The organism is Hyalangium sp., from assembly GCF_045802625.1.
Taxonomy (GTDB): Bacteria; Myxococcota; Myxococcia; order Myxococcales; family Myxococcaceae; genus Hyalangium.
Genome location: NZ_JBJMQP010000259.1, coordinates 59,799 through 82,776, shown reverse-complemented (window position 1 = coordinate 82,776; position 22,978 = coordinate 59,799). Strand labels below are relative to the sequence as shown.

Here is a 22,978-nt window from a genome sequence, read left to right as displayed (position 1 = left end):
GTAGATCGTCCTGGCCGTCACTCCCAGGGCACGGGCGATGCTGTTGGCGCTCTCCCCTTGGGCACTCCACAGCACGATAGTAGCGCGCAGGGCCTCGCCCCGGCGGCCATCGCGCACTGCTCGTTGGAGCTCACGCCTCTCGGATGGAGTCAGTTCGATGCGGTCGAAGTTGCAGCGTTGTCGCTGCTCTTGCTACCCACCTCAGAGGGAGGCAGTCATGCTACCCCCTGAACGGAATTACCTTCCCTGGCTTAGAGGTTTCGCACCGCCCGGCGCGGGTTCGATTCCCGCCGCCGCCCTCATCGTTCGGTGGCGCGCTCGCCCATCTCCAGGAAGCGCTATGTCAGCGGAGATGGGGTGATAGCGGTTCGCATCGTGTCAGTGACGGCGGGCCAAGGGATCCACGGTCGGACCTGCTCGCGCACGATTTCTCTTATGAGAACAGGAACAATCCGTTAAAACCTGATTTTCCATCAAAACGGAAAGGTCCTCTCCCGTGTCCAACCTCGGTCGTGTCCTCCCTGCGGCGCTGGTGCTCACCACCCTCATGATTGGCTGCAACGTCGATCCGGCGGGCGAAGAGACCATGTCGGCTCCCACCGAGGAGTCCGGGGTCACTCAGCAGTCGGTCTGTACCGCCAACGCGACGTGCAGCGATGGCCGGCAGCTGTCCTGTCAGGGCAACACCACGTGCATCTCGGTGGACGGCAGCAGCGGGTACGTCAAGTGCGACGGCAATGGCATCTACTGCGCGCCACAGCCCTCCGGGTGCGTCTGGCACAATGCTTACTACCCGAACGGCTACGTCATCGGCGGCGGCCCAGGCCAGGGCGTCTACTGCAGCGCCAAGACCAACGGCTACTGCATCGGCGGGGTGTACGCGGGCACCTCCTGCGTGGGCAGCGGAGACTGCTACGCCACCTGCGTCAACGGCTCCTGGGAGCACATCTAAAGGCTCAGTGCGCAGCGGACAGCTCCAGCTCGGCCCGGTGCCGTGCGCGTTCAGGTGCCCCAGCTCGGCCCCGGTGCCACGCGAGCGTCGGACAGCTCCAGCTCGGCCCGGTGGCGCGCGCCAGGAGACGCGCAGCAGCCTCCTTCAGCCCGGAGTGACGCGCCCGCCGACCTGCGGGAAGCGCTCGTAGGCCCGTTTAAGCGTGTCCAGGTGGGCGAGGTTGTCGTAGTCAAGCGGCGTATCGGTGAGCTGCACGACCCACCCGCCCGACGCCGTGCGCCGCGCCTGCTTGATCAGGTCGGCGTCGCGGGCCGGGTCCGGGAACCCTATGGCCTTCGCAGCAGCGGCAGACCAATAGTTCAGCCACCCAAGGAACCACGGGATCTCAGGCGCGGAGAGCTTCTCTGGAAGATTGAGCATAGGAAGCCCACGCGGTGAGAACTCTGGTGCATGAGTCGAGCGACGAAACTGCTGCGTGACTTCCGAGCCGTAACCATACGGCGACGCATGCCCCCAGAACGCGCGGGCCCCATCCGCCACGCCCTCAAGCACAGCCGCCGCTGCCGCGATCACGGGCTCGTCCAGTGGCATTTCTGCGTGGACTTGAAGCTGGGGCTGACCGCCTGGGCTGATTAGTCCCGAGCTTTCCCTCCCCGTAACCGTAATGGGGTAACTCACGTCCCCGTTGCACACAATGGGGAATTCCCCGTCCTCAATGCTCTCTACGAGCCATGCGTCGCGCTGTGGCAATGGGATGGGGCGCCCCCCAGCGGAGAGCCGCCATTCCAGACGCAGGCCGGGGAGCGCATTTTCCATCCCACGGATGACGTCGACCGTGCGACCGTCTTTGCCCACGAGCGCCGGCGCGTAGACGATGAGGGTGAGGGCTCTAGGCATGGTCATCGTGGGCACCTCGTGACGACCACATTGAGTCTGGGTTCCGCTTCGATCAGTGCTTTTCTGTGTGCTTGGGTGCTCACTCCAACGATGAAGTCATATCCACAGGCCGTTGCGATGGCTAGCTCCTTCTTAATTTGCTTGAGTTCCTTGTCGATCTCCATCCTCTGGACGAAGGAATTATACGTGTCAAATTGATGGGTCTTGATCTCCCACAGCACGCGCACACCGACTTGCAGCGCATCGAAGCGTATTCCTCCCACGCTCACGTCCATACCGGGATAACGGTTGGGCGGAAACTTGTCGGCGCACTCGTTATGCGGATCATCCTTGGACGCGCGGGGTACCGGGATAGGCTCGCACTTCAAGCGGTCCGTAGGGGAGTCAGTTGGTACTGGGAAGATGTCTCCAATGGGCGACCCCTTTGGCTTAGGTGATGGGTTCGCTAACGGTTCCTTAGCAGGTGTCGGTTGCGTCTTGAGCTTCGCACGCTCGCGGGATGCGTGGCGTTGATAAGCATCAATGCCCTCTTGGATCGCGGCTGCCACCACCACCGCGCCAATAACAACCACTGCACCCACGACGATCTCGGGCGCGGCAAAGATGCAGAGGGCTACGACTGCGGGAGCCGCTGCATCCGCTTGGGCGACAGCGCATTTCTTGGAGACATCCCGAAACCTCATCCTGTCGCGGTCAAGAGCGTGGAAGCACCTCTCCGCCAGGATCGGCCACTCGTTGGAGGCTTCGCGCACCACGCAATGCCCGTCGTCCGTCCAGGGGTAGAGCGCCGCCCGCTGGAGGTTGGCCAATCTCGGACTCGGGTCCTCCAACTCTCCCGGGCTCGGATCCATCGTTGCGCAGGCTGAGAGCAGGAGCAGAAGCAGCAGCGCACTGCAAGTTCGCGAACGCATGGCCACGTCCTTTCCATCAAGGCGCGCGTCCGACAGTGCCAGCTCGGGCCGGTGGCGCGCGCCAGGACGGCAGCCATGGTCGCCGCGTCCAGCTCGGCCCGTAGTGCGTGCGTCGGACAGCGCCAGCTCGGCCCCGGTGGACCGCCGCACCGCCCCAGCCCCTCAGTCCCGGCTTCGCCGGACGCTTCCGCGCATGGCGTGCCAGGTAGCTCGCCCTTACCTGCTCGCGTGGTCCCTCAGAGCCTCTGCCTCCGGGGGCCCCTTGTCACAGCCCGATCCTGCCCTCTTCTGTTCCCTGGGACCTGAACGCACTCACGGTCCTGAAGAAGAAGTCCAACCCGAACACAGGAGTGGAAGACGTGAACACTCGCACGAAGATCAAGGATCTCACCCGCGGTACCCCGGCGTCTCGGCAGGAAGAGCTCAAAGAGGCAGAGCTCGCTCTCGTCACAGGTGGGCTGGCAGGTTGTACGTGCCCCAACACGTGCGGTCCCTGCGGCGACGACGACCACCAGGCGCTGTGAGCTCATCGAGCAGACCGCAAGGAAGACCTGGCGGCGGGGCATCGCCCGAGGCAGCCCCGCCGCCGGGTTTTTAACGAAAGATTGCGCATGATCATCATTCTCACCCAACCCCAGGATGTGCACGTCACGGGCGTCCATGAGCGGCTCACGCGGAGAGGCCTCGAGCATCTCCTGCTCGACTTCGCCGACTTCCCGTCCCGCTCGACCGTCTCGTTCAAGTCCTCCGCGAACGGACGCCCCTCCTTCGGCCTTCGCACCCAGGCCCGCGACATCGATCTCGATCGCGTCTCCGCCGTGTGGTTCCGGCGCCCCTCGCCCCCTCTCCCGCATGCGCAAACCACGGATCCGGACGCCCGGGCCTACGCGAAGGAGGAGTGTGTGAACTTCTTCGACAGCATCTGGGAGGAGCTGCCGTGCCGGTGGGTCCCCGCGACCTGGAACGTGATCCGCCGTGCCTCCCGGCAGCCCTTGCAGCTCAAGCTCGCCAGCGCGCTCGGGCTGGAGCTCCCCCCCACCCTGATTACGAACGATCCCGACGAGTTTCTGGAGTTCTACGCGAAGCACGAGGGGAACATCGTGAGCAAACTCCCGAGCCCCGCGCTGACGCTGACCTTGAAGCACCTCCAGCTCGCCCGCTACACGCAGCAGGTGACCCGGCGTGACCTGGTCCACGCGGACTCCATCCGCTACGCGCCCGTGACTTTTCAGGCGTATGTGCCCAAGCGGGTGGAGTTGCGGATCACCGTCGTTGGCGAGCAGGTCTTCGCGGCGGAGATCCATTCCCAGAAAGCCAATCGCACCCGAATCGACTGGCGGCGCTACGATCTCGGTCACACCCCCCACTACCCACACACGCTGCCAGGCGAAGTCCGGCGAAGCTGCGTGGAGCTCGTACGGCAGCTGGGGCTCAGCTACGGCGCCATCGACATGGTGCTGACGCCCGACGGCCGCTACGTCTTTCTCGAGATCAATCCCAATGGGCAATTCCTCTGGATCGAGCAGCTCACCGGAATGCCTATCAGTGATGCGATCTGCGAGCTGCTTGCCTCCGGCCGGGCGCCGGAGCCACCCCCGACATGACTCAGGAGAAGCGGATGAACAGCGAAATCAACCAGACGATATTGGGCGTGGTGGAGGAGATGGTCCGGCTCGCCCGGGAGCCCGCCGCTCCTGGCGAGGGCGAGGCCCGCTTGAAGCGGCGCGTGCAAGAGCACACGGAACGCAAGGAGCCGCGGGAGGCCGAGCCGCGGACGCCGGTGAAGCTCGATGTGCTCTGGGATCGTGAGTCGGTAACAGGCTCGGTGCATTATGACGCGCTCCTGCGGATCCCCGGCTGGGGGAGCGTGTCGATCGGCTATTGCCCCGAGCGCGGGCTGCCGTGGGCGCTGCGCGGCACGTTCCGCTGGAGCGAGGTCGACATGCTCCGCGTCAACCAGCACCGCATCGGGGTGGCGGACGTCGTCACTCAGCTCGACTTCCTCTGGGCCGAGCCCTGGCTCGCGAGGCAACTGGTGGACTCCGCCCTGATCACCGACGCGCTCGAGGAGGAGCCGGACGCATTCACCGCTTCGGATGAGGAACTGCAAGCGGCGATGGATGCGTTTCGCAGGCGGCGTGGCCTCTTGAGCGAAGAGGCGATGATGCAGTGGCTCGAGCAGCAGGGCCTGACGCAGCGGAAGCTCGAGACCCGCCTGGAAGGCTTCGTCAAGATCCGGAAGCTGCGGCAACGCGTGGTTGCTGGCCGGGAGGAAGCGTACTTCGCGAGCCACAAGAGCGAATTCGAGGTGGCGGTGATCGCGCGGATCGTTCTCGGTGAGCTCGAGCGCGCACGCTCCCTGTACGAGCGGTTGCGTGGGGGCAAGGTGGACCTGCTCCAGGCTGCCACGGAGGCGCTCCGGGAGCAGACGCCGAGTCCTCACCGCTGGGAGAGCCCGCCCCCTCTGCTGGATCGGGTGCGCCGGTCAGCGCTGCCCTCGGAGCAGGCGGCGGTGATCTTCGCGGCAACGCCTGGAGCGGTGCTGGAGCCGCTCGAGACGAAAGCGGGCTACGAGCTCCGGCAGGTCCTCACTCTCGAGCCGGCGGTGCTTGACGCCGCCACCCGCGCCGCGATCGGCGAGCACCTGTTCCAGGAGTGGCTCGCGGAGCGCCGCGCCGCGGCCGACGTGGAGTGGCTCTGGGGCCACTCCTGAGCATGCGCCGAGCTCCGAGGGTGCCGCCGCTTCCGGCTGAGCTCTCCCAGCTACAAGGCGCCCGCTCGGGTCTCAGTGAAAGAGGCGATCTCGGGATTTTCATTTTTGAAAAGACTTGCAAGTCTCATGATGCAGGGCGTCGGGCTTATAAGAGCTGGCAGGAATCTTTACATGAGAGGCATGAATGTGTTTGGGTGCGCTCCTCCCGATCGAGCCACACACGAGGGCGGGTTCATGGTGCACTCCACGCAGCAACTTCCCGAGTCCCAGGCACGGACTCAGCCCCTCATGGGTGGGGCTGCCGTGCCACTGCCGTTCTTCCCCGAGGGTGACGACGAGGCGACGGATCCCCGAGCAGAGGGGGCGTGCCTCTTCGATATGTCACCGGCGGAGTGGCGCTTCGTGCGCAACGCGCCGCTGGTGGGCTTTCTGCTGGTGGCCAGCGCGGACGGCGCGGTGGTCCCGAGGAAGTGTCGGGCACTGGTCAGCGCGCTCGAGGAGGGCAAGCGCTCCTCCTGCGGGCTGTTCCGTGCGGTGTGCCGCGAGCTCTACCGCCAGCGCGATAACCTGCTGGAGCTGTTCGTCACCGACACGTTCGAGCGCGATCAGCTGGCCGAGGCGTATGGCCTCGTGCACGAGAAGCTGGGCCCGAAGGAGGCCGAGCATTTCCGGGCGTGTCTGCTGAAGGTGGGCCGGCAGGTGGCCAAGGCCTCTGGGGGCTGGAGGGCCTCGTGGGGCTTGCTGCGCGGCGTGGAGCGGCGCGCCCTGGCTGAGCTGGACCGGACCTTCGGCCACCGCTCCTAGAATGCGCCGCCTCAAGGGAGCTTCTGCTTCGTCTTCAGCACTTCGGCGAACAGATCTCCCACGGCGGCCAGCCGCTTGCGCAGCGTCTTCACGTTGAAGCGCGGTGGGTCGAGGCGCCTGGTCACCTCGCTCCACTTCAGCGGCGCGGAGAAGGGCGCCCCATCCACCGCGCGCAGCGAGTACGGCGCCACCACCGTCTTGCCCCGCCCGTTCTGCCCCGCGTCGATGTAGAGCCGCCCGTAGCGCTTGTTGATGGCGCGCTCCGTGGTGGCGATGTCCCTCAACTCCGCCGCGAGCTGGTTGGCCAGATCATTGGCGAACTTCACGGCCCGCTCGTGCGTGTACCCGGCGCGCAGCGGGATGAGGACATGGAGCCCTCGCTTGCCCGACGTCTTCGGGAAGCTCTCCAGCCCGAGCCCCTCCAGCTTCTTGCGCATCGCCGTGGCCACGGTGATGAGGTCCGCCCAGGTGCCCTTGCCGGGATCCAGATCAAACAGCACCCAGTCCGGCTGCTCAAGCTTCGGCGCGTGGCTGGACCACATGTGCAGCGTCAACGCGGACTGGTTGGCCAGCCACAGGAGCGACTCGGTGTCCGTCACGTTGACGTGATCAATCTCCCGGTCCAGGTGCTTCACGTGGAGCGTGGGCAGCCAGTCCGGTCTGCCGGAGAGATCGTGCTTGAAGAAGCCAGGCGCCTGGATGCCAGCGGGCCACTGCTGCACGGAGATGGGGCGGTTGGCCAGCACCGGGACGAGCAGCGGCGCCACCTCGCGGTAGTACTCGAACACATCCTGCTTGGTGTACCCCTCCTTCGGATACACCACGCGGTCCCCGTGGGTGAGCCGGGCCCGGCCCTCGGCCGGTGACACCTCTTCCTGGGCTGACAGCTTCGCCATGCGGGCCGCCTGCGTGGAGGGCAATCTGCGCGAGCCCGTGGTCCGCGAGCTCGAGCGCTTCGCCGCCGCCCGCTTCCGAGGCGTCGCCGCCTCCGTCCTTCGAGTCCGTCCCCGAGCCGCCGCCACCGGCCGCTCCTGGGCCACCTCCAGCTCCTCCTTCTTCGAGGCCCGGCCGCGGGAGACTGGAGCGGGCCGCTCACGCACCACCTCGTCCGGCTTCTTGTCGGTGCGCAGGCCCTGGAACACCGGGTGCCGCAGGCGGCCGTCGTTGGTCCACTCGGTGAAGTTCACCTGGGCCACGTACTTCGGCTTCACCCACACGGCGCCCGGGCGCTTCTTCGCATCCACGGCGACGGGTGTGTCCACGCGGATCGTCTCGAGCCATTGGCGGAGCTGGTGCCGCATCTTCGCATCGAAGCCGGTGCCCACCTTGCCCACGTCGTGGTAGCCGTCCGGGCCCTTCACGCCCACCAGCAGCGCGCCGATCTCGTTGGCCGCGCGCTCGTTCTTGATGGGCAGGAAGCCGAGGATGACGACCTCCTGGCCGGCGATGACCTTGAGCTTCAGCCAGTGCCCCGAGCGCGAGCCCACGTACGGAGAGCCCTTGCGCTTGGCGATGAGGCCCTCCCAGCCGCGCTGCTTCGCCTCGCGGAGCGCGCGATCCAGCGGGAGTTTGATCTGCTCGGCCACCTGGAGCGGAGCCTTCACGCCGGAGAACAGGCTCTCGAGCAATTCGCGCCGGGCCTCCAGCGGCTTGTCCCGGAGATCATGCCCGTCCAGCCACAGCAGATCGAAGGCCACGAAGCGCAGCTCGCCGCCGCTCTGGTTCTGGAGGAGCTGGAAGCTCGAGCGTCCCTTCGGGTCCAGCGCTACGACTTCGCCGTCAATGACAGCCTCGGCGACGCGCAGGCGCTTCAGCGCCTCCGCCACCGAGGGGAAGCGCCCGGACAGATCATTGCCGTTGCGGCTCTTGAAGGAGAGCCCGCTGCCAGAGAGCGCGGCGATGGCGCGGAAGCCGTCGTACTTCACCTCGAAGAGGTGGGTGTCCTCGGTGGCCTCCTGCGGAGTGGACAGCCGCGCGAGCATGGGCGGCCACACGCGCTGGAGCAGCGTCTCCGCGGGCATGTGTGGGCGCTCGAGCGCGCTCTTGCGCACGGGGCCACGAGTCTCCCGGCGGCCGGACTTCACGGACTCGGGGCGCTCGGCGGTGACGTCGTAGCTGGGGTTCTCGGTGCCATCCAAGGCCTTGAAACACAGCCACTGGCTCTTGTTCCCATTCATCCGCGTGCGGATGAGGTGCCAGCGGCCCTGGAGCTTCTCCCCATGGAGCTCCACCACCAGGTGGCCCTTCTCGCGCTGCTCATGGGCCTTGCCAGGCGGCACCGTGTCGTAGGTGCCCTCGTCCCAGAGCAGCGAGTCCCCGCCGCCATACTCCTCGTCGGGGATACGGCCCTCGAAGCGGGCGTAGGACATGGGGTGGTCCTCGGTCTGCACCGCGAGCCGCTTCGTCTTGGGGTCATAGCTGGGGCCCTTGGGGATGGCCCAGCTCGCCAACGCGCCGTCGATCTCCAGCCGCAAGTCATAGTGCAGCCGGGTGGCGTCATGCTTGTGCACGACGAAGATGGGCTCCGAGCCACGGCGCTTCAGCGGCACCTCGGGGGCCGGTTCAGAGGTCTTCTGGAAGTCGCGCTTGGCGCGATAGGTCTCGAGCGATGAGCGTCGGGTTTTCACGCTACCAACGGTCGGCATTGTCCCGGCGGCGTGCAATTCCCAGAGCAGTGAGGGAAAGCGGGAAGGAAGACACCAGGCGCCCCGGGCCCCCGCCTCACGGCCGGAGGGCTGACAGCCGACCGGTCCGACTCCGACCCGGGCCTCGGGGCGCTCCACCATCCCCCGTGGGCGTGCTCATCCCCCAGAAGCACAAGCACGCCACGCGTCGGAGCACCCGGAGGTGCCCCGCTCCGTCAGCATCAACATAAGGATGGCAAGGCCCTGATCCAGGGAGGGGAGCAGGCTCGTCCGCCTGCTGCCCATGGGAGCGGCACCGCGAGTGGCGAGGACATGCACACCCTAGAGCCTATGAAGGAAGCCATGACGGAGGTCCTGGGGTGGGCCAGCTCATTCGTGCTCCTGCTGACCATCAGCAAGCAGGTGTACAAGCAGTGGAAATCTGGCACCAGCGAGGGGGTCTCGAAGTGGCTCTTCATCGGGCAGACCACGGCCTCGGTGGGCTTCACGCTCTACAGCATCCTGGTGCGTAACTGGGTCTTCGTGGTGACCAACGCGCTGCTGCTGGTGAGCGCCATCATCGGTGGAGCCATTGTCATCAAGCACCGGCGCGCGGCGCGGCGAGGCGCGAGCAGGCGCGAGCAGGCCCGTCCAGCGCGCGCCGCTCATGCGTGAGGCCGCGGACCGGGTGTGTCGCTGACGCTCCTCATCTCTCGCTGCGGGCGTTGACAGTGCTGGCGGCCTCGCGCGGCGGCGCGCTCGCGGCGGTGGAGATGATCCGTCCCAGGCGGGCGAACAATTGCTCCGCGTCCGAGACATGCCAGAAGTTTCGAGTGCACGCCGCAATGACAATCGGGTGATCGGGCTGGAGGTAGAGAATGCCCAGATCACACGCGCGCCGGTGCTGCGTGCCGGTCTTGTGCTCCCAGGTGGCCGTCTTGGGAATGCCGGCGGCGATCCGCCCTCGCCCCGTGTGGCAGCCGCGCATGAGTGCGTGGGCCCGGGAGCAGCTCTCCGCGCTCAACCCCTCGCAGCGCGCCACCTGCGCGAGCAGCCGCCCCATCTGCCGCATGGGGGCGGAGTTCACGTGCTCGGAGTAGTAGGCGCCAAAGGCCTGGTCGAGCTCCTGGCCCGTCCAGGCCGGTGCGTGGCCCAGCAGCTCCGAGAGGTAGCGGGCGCGAGCTCCCAGCGAGTCCCGCTCGCCCAGCGCTCGAACCTGCTCGGGGGAGAGCTCGTGGGCTCGTGGATCCAGCTTGGAGTAGATGCGAAGGCGCTCGTCCAGGAGCGTCGAGACGGGGCCTGTCTGGATGCCACGGGCCGCGAGCTGAGCCTTCACGTTCTCCAAGCCGATACGCCGGATGAGGAGATCCGCGGCGGCGTTGTCGCTGTCATCCATCATGTATTCGAGCAGCGTGGCAATCGAGAGCCGCTCGCCCAGGCGTGCTCGGCTCAGCCGGTGCATGCCGTCTCGAATGGCATTCGGTCCGAACTCGAGCTGCTCGTCCCAGGAGAGCCTCTGTGCATCCACTTGATGCAGCACCTCGACCATCACAGCGAGCTTGATGGCGGAGGACAAGTATGTTGGCACGTCGGCGTCGTAGGCGTAGGCGTCGCCGGACTCGACATCCAAGACATACAGGGACAGCTCACCGTCGAAGTCTCGCGCGGCCTCCTCCACGGGTGTGGAGAGCTGGGAGGCCCATCCCGAGCCGGTTTCTTCGCCAGTTGCATTGGCGGAGGGTGGGAACAGCACCGCGGTCCAAAGAATGCACAGCGCCGCGACACCGGCTCGGGAGTGCACCGGCTCACCCGCCGCCGCCACCCGCGCCGCCCATGCCCGTGTCCTCGAAGGTGTCAGGCTTCGTGGCCGAGTGGCTCCGCGAAGTCTTATTGGAGGTGTCGGCCTGGGGAGAGGAGTTACCAATATCACTCGCCTCAGAGGTGCCGGCTTGGTTGGAAGAGCCACCGATACCAGTGTCCTCGGAAGAGCCAATCCGCGAGGCAGAGTTCCCGATGGCTCCGCTCTCCGGAGTCTGGCCCGCCACTGTTCCCTGCTCAGAGCTGCTCTGCGCCATCTCGGAGCTCTTGGCTCCGGAGGAGCGGGTGCCGATGACCGCGCACGAGAGGCCATTCCCCTGCGTCGAGCTCGCCGACGACACTTGTGGCGGAGCGGTCATTCCCGTGTCAGATGGTTTTGCTTGCTCATGCGCACAACCGGTGCCGAGCAACACTGCGCCCGCAATGACTCCAAGAAGTTTCTTCATGGTGTCTCCACGCTTGCTTGTGAGTGCCAGAACAGTGGGGACCCCAAGTCGCGCAGACAATCTGTCGAGCCCTAGACACGCCAGCGGGGCTCAAGGGTGGGCGGGAACAGGGACGGAGACTCGAGGCCTGTCTTGAGTGCTTGCTCCACGGCCCCTGCTCTCCCAAAAAAGAAACCCCGTCCCCTCCGGTGCGGAGCGAGGGACGGGGTGGAGGTCTTCTCGTGATGTCTCAGATCAGATCAGCGGGCGCGGCTGGCGGTTCAGCTCCTCCGGGCCTTTGAGGATGGAGGCATTGCCGCCATGGTCCAGGCGCTGCTCCTCGCTGTAGGGCGCGGAGAACGTCTTCACCAGCTTGTTGTAGGTGCCCATGATGAGGATGGTCGGCGCCCACTGCCCCACGAAGTTCGCCCACGTCTTCTTGTTCAGCAGCATCAGCGTGGCGCTCACCGCCATCGCTCCAATCGCGAGCCCGAGGAACCCCACGGAGGGCATGCGCTTGGTTACCTGCTCGATGCTCGAGGTCGCCACATCTTCGTTCTTCATGATCCGTCCTCCTGGGACTGGAAGGGGTGTGCGCAAAAGGTGCGCATGACGCGATCCGCCGCATCCGTTGGCTGCTCGCCTGCCCAACAGCCTGGTTTGGGGTGAGCAGCCGGCCGTGCGCCGAGGGTGGGTTGGCGCCGCGGGGGAGCCCGCGCACATTGATTGGCCGGGAACTGCGAGGAGGGTAGGAGATGGCGGAGAAGTCCGAGGTGGCGAAGCTGCGCAGTCTGGCCCAGTTGGATGTGGATGCGGTGGGAGCCTATGACGCGGCCATCGCTCGGGTGCACGAGTCCCTGGTGCGCGAGCGGCTCAATGACTTCCGGGTGGACCACGTGCGCCATGTGCAGGATCTGAACGCGCTCATCCAGCGCTTCGGCGGCGAGCCCGTGGCGCTCAGTCCAGACCTCAAGGGCGCGGCGATGAAGGGCCTCACGGCGGTGACGAGCATGATGGGCACGGAGGCCGCGCTGGTGGCCATGCTCGGCAACGAGGAGTTCACCAACCGCGCCTACGAGCTGGCGCTCCAGTTCGACTGGACTCCCGAGGTGCGCGCCCTCATCCAGAAGAACCGCGAGGACGAGTACCGCCACGTGACGTGGATTCGCGACGCGGTCCGCACCCGCCCCTGGCTGCGCGAGGGCGCCACCGCCGCCGAGGGCTCCGAGATCCAGGCCTGAGCGCCTCGCTTACACACGGCAATGTGCAGGGCCGCCCCAAACGCTAAGCTCCCGGGAATTTCCGTCCGTTTTCCCGGGAGGGGCTCGAAATGCGCTGGGGGGTCTTCGCTGCGTGTGTTGCCACGGCGGTGCTGGCGGGGTGTGCCACGGGACATGGGGGCACGGGGATTCCGGACGAGGAGGCCATCTATGACATGCCCCTCGAGGAGATCTGGCCCTCGGTCCGGCAGTTCTTCACCGACAACCAGCTGTCCTACCGCGAGGACAAGGGCACCTTTGTCCTGGAGACGGAGTGGCGCGAGGAGTTCGGCGGCTCGCGCGTGTCGGGCTTCTGGCACCGCTACATGGTGGTGGGCAAGCGAGAGACTCCCTCCACCAGCAAGCTCTGGGTCTTCCGCATCACCCGCACCGCCAACGATACGATGGCCAACCCCGGCGCTCAGATCGGCTGGGGCGTGAGCCGCTCGCTGGGGCCGGAAGGTGACAGCGAAGGCGGGGTGGCGGGCAACAGCGCCGAGGACACCGCGGCCTTCATGAGCCAGCCCCAGGGGGAGAACGCCATCGTGGCCGAGTCGCGGGATGGGCAGCGCGATCTGGTGATGGAGTGGAAGGTGTTCAACGCCATCTCTCCGCAGCTCGCCAAAGCGAAGGAGGAGCAGCAGCTCAAGGAATCCTCGCTGGGCAAGAGGGTGGCTCAGGCCCCCGCGGTGAAGAGCACGCCGGTCCCTGGAGTGGCCATCGAGTGTGGCATGCCCATCATCGGAATGGCCCCGCAGGCGAAGCGGGGCACGGTGATGCTGCTGGGCGAGCTGCATGGCACCCAGGAGGTGCCGCGCTTCGTGGCCCAGGGCGTCTGCCAGACGGCCTCCTCGGGCCCGCCGGTGACGGTGGGGCTGGAGCTGCCCGTGGAGAACCAGGAGCGCGTGGCCACCTTCCTTCGCAGCGCCGGCACGGATGACGACTGGGCGAAGCTGATGGAGGCGCCCTTCTGGCGCAGCCCCTTCCCGGATGGGCGCAGCAGCGAGGCCGTGGCCAACCTGTTGGACCAGCTGCGCCGGCTGCGCTCGCAAGGGCTGGACGTGGACGCCTTCGTGTTCGATCACCCCAAGCAGCAGGGCCAGGAGCGCGAGAGCGCCATGGCCGACACGGTGCTCTCGTATGTGCGCAAGAGCCCGCAGCGCTTCTTCCTGGTGGTGGCCGGCAACATCCACCCGCGCACCACCCAGGGGCTGCCCTGGGACAAGAAGTACCGGCCCATGGGGTTGCTGATCTCCCAGCAGGTGGAGGACACGGTGGCCCTGGACGTGGCCTACAACAGCGGCACGGCGTGGATCTGCGCGGTGGGACCCAACGGAGAGAAGCTCGAGTGCGGGGTGAAGCAGGCCAAGGGCAAGGACAACGGGGACCGCTACTTCGTGCACCTGTGGGACGACCGGGACAAGAACGGCTTCCACGGCGTCTTCTACGTGGGCCCGGTGACGGCCTCGCTGCCGGCGGTGCGCCGAGGGCTCGGGCGCCCCGGGGCGGATGACAACTCCATCCGCTCGTGGCTGGAGCCGGAGGAGCCTCGGCTGTCGAGCCGTTGACCTGTGCACCTCGGGCTCGCGGCGCTGCTGCGAGCCTCGGAGCCATGGCATAGGCTGCCCCGGTGAGCGATATCACCGTCTATCAGCCGGATCTCCTCTACCGGTCTGGCCGTTTCCACGCGGGTGGCACGCTGCTGGTGGGCGCGGACGGCCGCATCCTGCCGGAGGGCGCCATACCCGAAGGGGCTCGCGTCGTCCGGCTGCCAGGGCGCGCGCTGCTGCCCGGGCTCGTCAACGGCCACTCGCATGCGTTCCAGCGCCTCATCCGCGGCCGCACGGAATATGTGGCCTCCGGCAGCGGCTCGGATGACTTCTGGAGCTGGCGCGAGGCCATGTACCGCGCCGCCGAGTCCCTGAACCCCGAGGAGGTGTACCTCGCCTCGCGGCAGGCCTTCCTGGAGATGCTGCTGGCCGGTATCACCTCGGTGGGCGAGTTCCACTACCTGCACCATCAGCCGGATGGCACGCCCTATGTGGAGCGCAACGCGCTGGCGTACGAGGTGATCCGCGCCGCCAGGGACGTGGGGCTGCGCATCGTCTTGCTGCGCGTGGGCTACGCCCGGGCGGGCTTCCGTGTGCCGGAGAACCCGCGGCAGCGGCGGTTCATCGACAAGGACGTGGACACCTTCCTCTCCACTGTGGAGGAGCTCGCTCGGGAGGTGGAGGGACAGCCCGGGGTGAGCGTGGGCCTGGCGCCCCACAGCGTGCGCGCGGTGCCGCGCGAGTGGCTCACCGCGCTCGCGGGTGTTCGCGGCGAGCGGCCGGTGCACATGCACGTGGCGGAGCAGCCGAAGGAGATCGAAGCCTGCGTGGCCGAGTATGGCCTGCCGCCGGTGGCGCTGCTCGAGGAGGTGGGGCTGCTGCAGCCCCGCTTCACCGCGGTGCACGCCGTGCATGTGACGCAGGAAGAGGCTCGAATGCTGGGGAAGGCGGGCGCGGTCGTCTGTGCGTGCCCCTCCACCGAGCGCAACCTGGGAGATGGCATCGTCGCCGCGGACCGGCTGGTGGGGGCTGGCGTGCGGCTGAGCCTGGGCTCGGACAGCCAGGCCACGGTGGATCTGCTGGATGAGACTCGGCAGCTCGAAGGGCACCTGCGGCTGTCGCGGGTGAGGCGCGCGGTGCTGGATCCGGGCGGCGGCGCGGTGGATGGGCTGGCGGCGCGGCTGTTCGAGATGGCCACGGTGAATGGCGCGCGGAGCCTGGGGCTGCCCACGGGCGCGCTGGAGCCAGGCGCCCCCGCGGACTTCTTCACCGTGGATTTGAATCACCCGTCGCTCGTAGGAGCGAGCCCGGCCTCGCTGCTGGCGGGCCTCGTCTTTGGCGCGGACAAGGCGGCGGTGCGCGAGGTGGCGGTGGAGGGACGGCTCGTGGTGCGAGACGGCCACCATCCTCGGACGGAGGAGTCCGGTCGCGCGTTCCATGCACTCGCTCGGAGGCTGTACTCGTGAATGACACGCTGCCCGCGCTGCGGGCCACGCTGACGGATCTGGTCGCGCTGGACACCACCTCGGTGCGTCCTAACCAGCCGCTCATCGACTACGCGCAGGCGCAACTGGAGGCCGCGGGCTTCATAGCCGAGCGCGTGCCCTACACGGACGACGTGGGCGTGGAGAAAGTGAACCTGGTGGCGGTGAAGGGCGGCAGCGAGGGCCGCGCGGCGCTGGCGCTGGTGGGGCACTCGGACTGCGTGCCGTATGACGCGGCGTGGACGGACGCGCTGCGGCTGACGGAGCGGGACGGGAAGCTCTACGGGCGCGGGGCGTGTGACACCAAGGGCTTCATCGCCTGCGCGCTGCACGCGGCCACCCACGCCGAGCGGCTGAAGGCCCCGCTCATGGTGGTGCTCACCGCGGACGAGGAGATCGGCCTGGTGGGGGCCAAGAAGCTGGTGGAGGCGGGGAAGGGGCGCGCCCGGTACGCCATCGTGGGCGAGCCCACCACGCTGATTCCCGTGCGGGCCAACAAGGGCTACTGCCTGGGCGAGGTGGAGGTGCGCGGCAAGGAGGGACACAGCGCGTACCCGGACACGGGGGCCTCGGCCATCTTCCGAGCGGGGCGCTTCCTCCACCGGCTGGAGCAGGTGGCGCTCACGGTGCTGCGCGAGGAGCGGGACGACACGTTCGAGCCGCCCTACACCACGGTGAACGTGGGGCTCATCTCGGGCGGCAAGGCGAAGAACATCCTGCCCGGCGTGTGCCGCTTCACGGTGGAGTGGCGCCCCATCCCCGGGCAGTCGCCGCAGCGGGTGGTGGAGCTGATGGAGTCCATCCGGCGGGAGCTGGTGAAGGATGAGCCGGCCTACGAGGCGCACATCCGAGTGCTGCGGACGGACTCGGGGGTGAGCACGCGGCCGGACTCGGAGGTGGTGCGCCTGTTGGCGGAGGCAACGGGGAAGGCGCCGGCCACGGTGTCCTTCGGCACGGAGGCACCGCAGCTCACGGCCCTGGGAGCCGAGGCGGTGGTGTTCGGCCCCGGCGACATCAAGGTGGCCCACCAGACGGGCGAGTACGTGCCCACTGCGGATCTGGTGCGCTGCGAGGCAGTGCTCACGCGGGCCATTACCCGCTTCTGCGGCGAAGGCTGAGCCCCACGGCCCCAGCGCACGTCGCGGGTGCTGGGGAGCCGATAACGCGAACCGCTGCTCGCTTGTATGAGCAGGAGCCGGAGAGGCGAGCCCGCCGTGGCTGCCTGCCGTAAGGGCGGCATTGCCCCGAGTGAGAGGGCCGAGGTGTGGCGCCCTGCCGCGCTTACTTCCCGTGTCTACCCTGTCCGATAGGGAACACGGAGGGAAAGCCGATGGCTCACGTGAGAGGGCGGCATGCGCTGGTGGCGGTGCTCGGGACGTCTCTGATGATCCTGGGAGGCTGTGCCAGTCACACGACCGAGGTGCAGGACTCCTGGATGGCTCGGGTCCCGGAGAGCGAGTTGGGGAGCGTGCGGCAGGCCGAGGCCGCCAGACGTCAAGCGCTGGATGAGATAGCACGCGCTGATGTGGCGATCGGCGATGCGGAGCGAGCGCTGGATATCTCGCACCGCAACGTGGAGGCGGCCAAGAACCGCAGGGATGCGGAGGCGGCCACGCTCAAGGCCGCGGAGCTCACCGGGCAGCGAGCCTCCATCAACCAGGCTCAGGCGCAGCTTCGCAACGCGGAGGCGGGGCTGCAACTCGCTCAGGCCCAGGTGGGCTGGCGAGGGCAGAACGTGGATGCCTGGAAGGCGCAGAAGAAGTTCCGGGAGCGGGATGCCACGGTGGCGGAGGCCGAGCTCTCCTATGCCCGGTACCTGGCCCTGAAGCAGCACGGGGACGTGCGAGCCGACGACATCTCCGAGAAGAACCTGCGCTCCAAGATCGCGGACGCTCGGAACGATGCCCTCGAGGCCCGGCGTGAGGCGGACGCGAAGATCCAGCAGGCCCAGCAGGCGCGAGTGGCGTGGGAGCAGCTCCGCTCGCAGTCCCGCGGCTACGGCGGCAGCGGCTCGAAGTGGTAAGCGAGGGCCACCGGCACGGTTACCCGAACTTGCCGGTGACGTAGTCCTCGGTGCGCTTCTCGCGGGGAGCCGTGAAGATGAGCTCGGTGGGGGCGCACTCCACCAGCTCGCCCATGTAGAAGAAGGCGGTGGTGTCTGAGACACGTGCCGCCTGCTGCATGGAGTGGGTGACGATCAGGATCGTGTAGCGCTCCTTCAGCTCGTGGATGAGCTCCTCGATCTTCGCCGTGGCGATCGGATCCAGCGCGCTCGCTGGCTCGTCCATAAGCAGCACGTCGGGCTCCATCGCCAGCGCCCGCGCGATGCACAAGCGCTGCTGCTGTCCGCCCGAGAGGCTCAGCGCGCTCTCGTGCAGCCGGTCCTTCACCTCATCCCAGAGCGCCGCCTGGTGCAGACAGCGCTCGACGACTGCGGGCGTGTCGCGCTTGAGCCTGTTGAGCGTCAGCCCCGCCGCCACGTTGTCGAAGACGGACATGGTCGGAAAGGGCGTGGGCCGCTGGAACACCATCCCCACGCGCCGCCGGAGCTGCACGGGGTTCACCTCCCGGGCGTACAAGTCCTTGCCGTCCACCAGGACTCGCCCCGCCGAGCGGGCTCCCGGGGTCAGCTCGTGCATGCGGTTGAGGCAGCGCAGGAACGTCGACTTCCCGCAGCCCGAGGGGCCAATGATGGCCATCACGCTGCGGGCCCGCACGCTGAGCGTGATGCCCCGGATGACCTGGGTGTCGCGGAACCACGCCTGGAGCCCCTCTACCCGAATCTTGTCGGGCTCCACGGCTGGCGAGGCCACCGCCCCCATCACGCCGCCCTCCGGAACCGGCTGCGCGTCATGTAGCGCGCCAGCAGGTTGAGCCCTCCCACCACGAGCAGCAGCACCAGCGCGGCGCTCCAGGCCTTCTGGTGCCAGTCCTCATACGGGCTGATGGCGTAGTTGAAGATCTGCACGGTCAGCGAGGCCGTGGGCTGACCCGGCTTCAAGTTCCAGTATTGGTTGTTGAGCGAGGTGAACAGCAGCGGAGCCGTCTCCCCCGCCGCGCGTGCCACCGCCAGCAGCACCGCGGTGACGATGCCTCCCAGCGCCGTCCTCAGGATGATGAACAGGCTCGTCTTCCACTGTGGCACCCCGAGCGCCAGGCTCGCCTCGCGCAAGGAGTGGGGCACCAGCCGCACCAGCTCCTCCGTGGTGCGCGTCAGCGAGGGAATCATCAACAGCGAGAGCGCCAGCCCGCCAGCCAGGGCGCTGAAGTGCTTCATCGGCACCACCACCAGACCGTACGCCACGATGCCAATGACGATGGAGGGCACGCCAGACAGGACCTCGGCGGTGAAGCGCACCGCGCGGGTGAAGGCGGTGTCGCGCGCCTCGGCGAGGAATACGCCCGCGCCAATGCCCACCGGCAGTCCGATCAGGCAGGCCAGCAGGACCAGGTAGAGCGTCCCGATGATGGCGTTGCCCACGCCTCCCCCAGGCTCTCCCACCGGGGTGGGCAGCGCGGTGAAGAAGCTCCAGGACAGCCCCGAGGCGCCCTTGGAGATGACCAGCCATAGCAGCGAGGCCAGCGGCAGCAGCGCCACCACCACGGCCAGCCCACACGCGGCCGTCATCACGTAGTCGAACAGATGCCGTGCGCGGAGGCTCTTCACGCGCGCCTCCCCGCGCCCCGGGACATGGAGTGCATCAACAGCCTCGCCAGCGAGTTGAGCAGCACGGTAATCCCGAAGAGCACCAGCGCCAGCGCCGCCAGCACGCCGGTGTGGGTGGCGCTCGTCGCCTCGGCGAACTCATTGGCGATGACGCTCGGCAGCGAGTACCCCGGCGAGAACAGCGAGCTGTGGAGCTCCGGCTGGTTGCCGATGACCATGGTCACCGCCATCGTCTCGCCCAGCGCGCGCCCCAGGCCCAGCAGCGCCGCCCCGAGGAGGCCCGCGCGGCTGAACGGGAGGATGACCGTCCAGATGGCCTCCCAGCGCGTCGCGCCCAGCGCCAGCGCGCCCTCCCGCAGCGACGAGGGCACCGTCTTGAGCACCTCCACGCAGACCGAGGAGATGGTCGGAAGGATCATCACCGCCAGCACCAGGCCCGCGGCGAGGTAGCCCAGGCCCAGCGGCGGCCCCTGGAACACCGGCAGGAAGCCGAGCACCCGCGCCAGCAGGGGCTCCAGCGTCTCGCGCAGCCACGGCACCAGGATGAACAGCGCCCAGAGCCCGTAGACGACGCTGGGAATCGACGCGAGCGTTTCGATACCGAAGGTGACGATGGGCCGCAGCCACTTGGGCGCCATCTCGCTCAGGAAGACGGCCAGCCCCAGCGACACCGGCAGCGCCACCCCGAGCGCGATGACGCTGGTGACGAGCGTGCCATAGACAAACGGCAGCGCCCCGAAGGACTCGGAGACGGGATCCCAGTCCGTTCCCACCAGGAAGCGGCCCAGGCTCAGCGTCTCGAACGCTGGCCGGGACAGGCGCACCAGGATGAACAGGATGAGCCCGGCGACCACGAGGACCACGCCCCCGAGCACGCCGATCAGCACGCTCCAGACCCGGTCCCCGGAGACGCCGCGCTCCGTGGCGGAGGGCTCCTGCTCAGAGGTTCCGCCGCTCACGGCGATGTCACTTGCCTGGAACAAGCTGGGCCGGCTTTCCCGCGACCGTCAGCGTCTTGAGCTTCGCCTCGACCTTGGCCACCACCGGCTGGGGCAGCGGCGCGTAGTCCAGCGGGGCGGCCATCTTCTGGCCGTCGTGGAGCGCCCAGTCGATGAAGCGCAGCATCGCCTCGCCCTTGGTGGAGTCCTTGGCATCCTTCTGCACGAGCAGGTAGGTGAAGGAGGCCATGGGGTAGGCGTTCTTGCCCTTCGCGTCGGTGAGGGAGACGCGGAAGTCCTCGGGCACGTCCACCCCGGCGGCGGCCTCGGAGGTCGTCTCGATGGTGGGCTTCACGAAGTTGCCCTCGTGGTTCTTCAGGGCCGTCACCGGCAGCTTGTTCTGGTTGGCGTAGGCCAGCTCCACGTAGCCGATGGAGCCCGGCACCGACTTCACCTGGCCGGTGACGCCGTCATTGCCCTTGGCGCCCAGCCCCGTGGGCCACTTCACGCTGGTGCCCGAGCCCACCGCGCTCTTCCACCCCGCGGACACCTTGGAGAGGTAGTCGGTGAAGATGTTCGTGGTGCCCGAGCCGTCCGAGCGGTGCACCACCGTCAGCGCCGTGTCCGGCAGCTTCGCGCCCGGGTTCTCCTTGGCGATGGCCGGATCATTCCACTGGGTGATCTTCCCCAGGAAGATGCCCGCCAGCGTCTCGGGGGTGAGCTTGAGCGACTCGAGGCCCGGCACGTTGTAGGTGATGACGACCGCGCCCATCACCGTGGGGATGTGCACCGTGTTGGGCACCTTGGCGAGCTGCTCCTGGGTCATCGGCGCGTCCGAGGCGCCGAAGTCCACCGTGCCGTTGGTGACTTGCTGGATGCCGCCGCCCGAGCCGATGGCCTGGTAGTTGAACTTCAGGTTCGGGTGCAGCTTGTTGTACTCGCTGAACCACTTCGTATAGAGCGGCGCCGGGAACGTGGCGCCCGCGCCGTTGATGAGCACGTCATCCGCCGCGGCCGCCGGGAGCGCCAGCGTCAGCAGCGCCGCTGTGAAGAGCCTCTTCAGCATGGTGTTCGTCCTTTCACCGTCCGGAGCGAAGCCGGCGGCATTCAACGGGTTTGGGGAGGAGCGTGGTGTGACGGATGCGTGAACTCGGCGCCGGACGTTGGCAGGTACCCACGGCGCCGAGGGATCACGGCAACGCTTGTTAGAACTTGAACTCGGTGTGGAGCTTGATGCGGCTCTCGGTGGGCTTCGCGGTGTCACCGCCCGTGGCCGAGCCGTAGTTCACGCTCTCGTAGTCCACGAGGCTCTTGATCTGCTTGTTCCACTTGTAGCCCACGCCCGCGATCAGCAGGCCGACGTTGTTGTTGTCCGAGTCCTTGTCCGGGTCGAGCCCGTCGTAGCGGGCGATGAGCTCCAGCCCCTCCACGGCGGGGGCCAGCGCGCCCACGTTGAGCACGCCGAAGGCGTAGAAGCCGCTGCCTGTCACGACGGTGGCATCGCCCACCGTGTAGCGGCTCTTCACCTTGGCGTTGGGATCCCTCGCGGCGACATAGGCCGCGGCCAGGGTCAGCGGTGTGCTCTGGATTCCCACCTCGCCGATGACGCGGGACTTCGTGCGCGGGCTGAGCCCCGTATCGTCATACGGGCCATAGGAGCCATAGCCGGTGACGAAGATGCCCGCGGCCATGCCACCCAGCGAGGCGAGCGGGTTGAGGGTGAGGCGGGCCTGCAGCTCCTTGCGCTTGGCGATCTCGGTGGCCTTGTAGCCCTCGCCGTTGTTCACGTTCACCTGGAAGCTGCCGTACTTGGAGGGCAGCGAACCGCCGACGGCCAGGCCAAGGTCCGCCGAGGTGAGGTAGCCCCAGCGATCCACCGGCAGCGGGCCCTGCACGCGGTAGCCCCAGAGGTCCTCCTCGTAGGGAATCCAGGCCAGCGGGATGATGCCAGCGCGCAGGTACACGCCATGGCCGAGCACATCCTTCACCTCGGCGAAGGCGTTCTTGGTCTCGGCGAAGAACACCTGGTTGCCGGTGCTGTTGCGGGTGTCTCCCGCATCCAGGGTGACTTGGAAGCGCACCTTGTCGGTGAGGAAGTACTCGCTCGTGAGGTACAGCCGGTCGATGTTGAACTGGTTGGCGTGCTGGGCCTCCTTGTTCAGCTCGTAGGAGTAGCGCAGGTAGGCCTTGCCCGAGAGCTTCACCTTGTCTGTCCAGCTCGAGGTGTCCTTCTTGGGAGTCTCGTCCGGCTGGGTGGTCGTGATGGGCTTGGACGTCTCGGTGGCGCTCGCCGGAGGCAGCGGCGCGCCCGCCGAAGGAGTGGAGGGATCCGCCGACTGCGCCAGCGAGGGGGCCGACAGCAGGGCGACGAGGGCGACAAGCAGGTTCCGCTTCACGGTCTGAAAACTCCCGGGGACGTTGAAAGCGCGCTCTAGATAGAGGCGCACTGTGTCCTTACCAGGAAGGATCTGTGACGTTTGCGAAACGATTGGCCTTCCCGAGGATCAGCCGCCCTCGGCCTTGCCCAGCAGGAACGACAGCATCAGCAGCGCGAGCACCACCGAGGTCATCACCACGAAGGCCCGGTCCTGCTGCTGGTGGAAGATGCGCAGGGACAGGGCCACCCGCAGCACGGGGATGGACAGCATGACGAGCAGCCCCACCATCACGAAGGCCTGGCCTCGGACGGTCACCATGCCCTCCACCACATCCGCCAGCCGGTGCGGCGCGTGCTCGGGGGCTGTCAGCCGCTGGAGCGACTCCCCCGAGAAGAAGTAGTCCGGGTGGTGGAAGAAGGTCAGCAGCATGCCCAGCGACACCAGCGTCAGGCTCGAGAGGACGCCGTAGCGCAGCAGGTTGCTGATGAGCAACTCCGGGCTGGTGGTGGCCTCGGGGAGCGGAGCGACGGCGGTCTTCGGCAGATTCGACGGCTCCAT

23 protein-coding genes are annotated in these 22,978 nt (G+C 67.6%); 11 read left to right on the top strand and 12 right to left on the bottom strand.

Going from position 1 to position 22,978, the window contains the following annotated elements; translation table 11 throughout:
* On the bottom strand, positions 1-117 hold a 117-nt coding region (locus ACJ8AT_RS40030; RefSeq protein WP_407743129.1), incomplete at its 3' end, for a helix-turn-helix domain-containing protein.
* 379 nt (positions 118-496) lie between these two features.
* On the opposite strand from ACJ8AT_RS40030, the gene ACJ8AT_RS40025 reads away from it, so the two are divergent.
* Entirely contained in the window at positions 497-952 is a 456-nt protein-coding gene (locus ACJ8AT_RS40025) for a hypothetical protein (RefSeq protein ID WP_407743276.1), read from the top strand.
* A gap of 144 nt (positions 953-1,096) precedes the next feature.
* On the opposite strand, the gene ACJ8AT_RS40020 is transcribed toward ACJ8AT_RS40025, so the two are convergent.
* Together ACJ8AT_RS40020 and ACJ8AT_RS40015 are read right to left on the bottom strand one after the other, a co-directional pair.
* A complete protein-coding gene (locus ACJ8AT_RS40020; RefSeq protein WP_407743275.1) occupies positions 1,097-1,855 on the bottom strand; it encodes a DUF5953 family protein in 759 nt (252 codons plus the stop codon).
* Entirely contained in the window at positions 1,852-2,760 is a 909-nt protein-coding gene (locus ACJ8AT_RS40015) for a DUF6310 domain-containing protein (RefSeq protein WP_407743281.1), read from the bottom strand. The genes ACJ8AT_RS40020 and ACJ8AT_RS40015 overlap by 4 nt, the downstream gene beginning before the upstream one ends.
* A 359-nt stretch (positions 2,761-3,119) precedes the next feature.
* Here ACJ8AT_RS40015 and ACJ8AT_RS40010 point away from each other — a divergent pair, with 359 nt between their 5' ends.
* From ACJ8AT_RS40010 to ACJ8AT_RS39995, 4 genes are all read left to right on the top strand, one after another.
* A complete protein-coding gene (locus tag ACJ8AT_RS40010; RefSeq protein WP_407743274.1) occupies positions 3,120-3,284 on the top strand; it encodes a hypothetical protein in 165 nt (54 codons plus the stop codon).
* Positions 3,285-3,371: 87 nt separating this feature from the next.
* Positions 3,372-4,364: an MvdC/MvdD family ATP grasp protein gene (locus tag ACJ8AT_RS40005; RefSeq protein ID WP_407743273.1), complete on the top strand. Its 993-nt coding sequence runs from the start codon at positions 3,372-3,374 to the stop codon at positions 4,362-4,364.
* A 14-nt stretch (positions 4,365-4,378) separates the two neighbouring features.
* Positions 4,379-5,473: a TIGR04500 family putative peptide maturation system protein gene (locus tag ACJ8AT_RS40000; protein WP_407743272.1), complete on the top strand. Its 1,095-nt coding sequence runs from the start codon at positions 4,379-4,381 to the stop codon at positions 5,471-5,473.
* A gap of 234 nt (positions 5,474-5,707) precedes the next feature.
* Positions 5,708-6,277, top strand: a complete 570-nt coding sequence (locus tag ACJ8AT_RS39995) for a hypothetical protein (protein ID WP_407743271.1) — start codon at positions 5,708-5,710, stop codon at positions 6,275-6,277.
* Positions 6,278-6,288: 11 nt separating this feature from the next.
* Here ACJ8AT_RS39995 and ligD read toward each other — a convergent pair whose 3' ends face one another.
* A complete protein-coding gene (gene ligD / locus ACJ8AT_RS39990) occupies positions 6,289-8,904 on the bottom strand; it encodes a DNA ligase D (protein WP_407743270.1) in 2,616 nt (871 codons plus the stop codon).
* 360 nt (positions 8,905-9,264) lie between these two features.
* Here ligD and ACJ8AT_RS39985 point away from each other — a divergent pair, with 360 nt between their 5' ends.
* Positions 9,265-9,576 (top strand): hypothetical protein, encoded by a 312-nt coding sequence (locus ACJ8AT_RS39985; protein WP_407743269.1) that lies wholly within the window; start codon positions 9,265-9,267, stop codon positions 9,574-9,576.
* A 31-nt stretch (positions 9,577-9,607) separates the two neighbouring features.
* Here ACJ8AT_RS39985 and ACJ8AT_RS39980 read toward each other — a convergent pair whose 3' ends face one another.
* Together ACJ8AT_RS39980 and ACJ8AT_RS39975 are read right to left on the bottom strand one after the other, a co-directional pair.
* On the bottom strand, positions 9,608-10,579 hold the full coding sequence (locus tag ACJ8AT_RS39980; RefSeq protein WP_407743268.1) for a serine hydrolase: 972 nt from the start codon (positions 10,577-10,579) through the stop codon (positions 9,608-9,610).
* Positions 10,580-11,399: 820 nt separating this feature from the next.
* On the bottom strand, positions 11,400-11,708 hold the full coding sequence (locus tag ACJ8AT_RS39975) for a hypothetical protein (protein ID WP_407743267.1): 309 nt from the start codon (positions 11,706-11,708) through the stop codon (positions 11,400-11,402).
* A gap of 191 nt (positions 11,709-11,899) precedes the next feature.
* Here ACJ8AT_RS39975 and ACJ8AT_RS39970 point away from each other — a divergent pair, with 191 nt between their 5' ends.
* The 5 genes from ACJ8AT_RS39970 (at position 11,900) to ACJ8AT_RS39950 (ending at position 17,460) form a co-directional block, all read left to right on the top strand.
* A complete protein-coding gene (locus ACJ8AT_RS39970; RefSeq protein ID WP_407743266.1) occupies positions 11,900-12,385 on the top strand; it encodes a ferritin-like domain-containing protein in 486 nt (161 codons plus the stop codon).
* An 89-nt stretch (positions 12,386-12,474) separates the two neighbouring features.
* Positions 12,475-13,971, top strand: coding sequence for a hypothetical protein (locus ACJ8AT_RS39965; RefSeq protein ID WP_407743265.1), 1,497 nt, complete (start codon positions 12,475-12,477; stop codon positions 13,969-13,971).
* A 62-nt stretch (positions 13,972-14,033) separates the two neighbouring features.
* A complete protein-coding gene (locus tag ACJ8AT_RS39960; protein ID WP_407743264.1) occupies positions 14,034-15,419 on the top strand; it encodes a formimidoylglutamate deiminase in 1,386 nt (461 codons plus the stop codon).
* Positions 15,416-16,555 (top strand): acetylornithine deacetylase, encoded by a 1,140-nt coding sequence (gene argE, locus ACJ8AT_RS39955; RefSeq protein ID WP_407743263.1) that lies wholly within the window; start codon positions 15,416-15,418, stop codon positions 16,553-16,555. Before ACJ8AT_RS39960 ends, argE begins: the two co-directional genes overlap by 4 nt.
* A gap of 212 nt (positions 16,556-16,767) precedes the next feature.
* On the top strand, positions 16,768-17,460 hold the full coding sequence (locus tag ACJ8AT_RS39950) for a hypothetical protein (protein WP_407743262.1): 693 nt from the start codon (positions 16,768-16,770) through the stop codon (positions 17,458-17,460).
* Between the two features lie 19 nt (positions 17,461-17,479).
* Here the strand turns inward: ACJ8AT_RS39950 and pstB are convergent, their stop codons facing one another.
* The 6 genes from pstB to ACJ8AT_RS39920 all read right to left on the bottom strand — a co-directional run bounded on the left by pstB (position 17,480) and on the right by ACJ8AT_RS39920 (position 22,978).
* Positions 17,480-18,259 (bottom strand): phosphate ABC transporter ATP-binding protein PstB, encoded by a 780-nt coding sequence (gene pstB / locus ACJ8AT_RS39945; protein ID WP_407743280.1) that lies wholly within the window; start codon positions 18,257-18,259, stop codon positions 17,480-17,482.
* On the bottom strand, positions 18,259-19,104 hold the full coding sequence (gene pstA / locus ACJ8AT_RS39940) for a phosphate ABC transporter permease PstA (RefSeq protein WP_407743261.1): 846 nt from the start codon (positions 19,102-19,104) through the stop codon (positions 18,259-18,261). Before pstA ends, pstB begins: the two co-directional genes overlap by 1 nt.
* Positions 19,101-20,063 carry a phosphate ABC transporter permease subunit PstC gene (pstC, locus tag ACJ8AT_RS39935; RefSeq protein ID WP_407743260.1) on the bottom strand — a complete coding sequence of 321 codons (963 nt, stop codon included), beginning with the start codon at positions 20,061-20,063 and terminating at the stop codon, positions 19,101-19,103. The genes pstA and pstC overlap by 4 nt, the downstream gene beginning before the upstream one ends.
* 7 nt (positions 20,064-20,070) lie before the next feature.
* On the bottom strand, positions 20,071-21,108 hold the full coding sequence (gene pstS / locus ACJ8AT_RS39930) for a phosphate ABC transporter substrate-binding protein PstS (RefSeq protein WP_407743259.1): 1,038 nt from the start codon (positions 21,106-21,108) through the stop codon (positions 20,071-20,073).
* Positions 21,109-21,247: 139 nt separating this feature from the next.
* The gene (locus tag ACJ8AT_RS39925; protein ID WP_407743258.1) at positions 21,248-22,438 is read right to left on the bottom strand and encodes a hypothetical protein; all 1,191 of its coding nucleotides are present in this window, start codon (positions 22,436-22,438) and stop codon (positions 21,248-21,250) included.
* A 108-nt stretch (positions 22,439-22,546) separates the two neighbouring features.
* Positions 22,547-22,978 carry a DUF1634 domain-containing protein gene (locus ACJ8AT_RS39920; protein WP_407743257.1) on the bottom strand — a complete coding sequence of 144 codons (432 nt, stop codon included), beginning with the start codon at positions 22,976-22,978 and terminating at the stop codon, positions 22,547-22,549.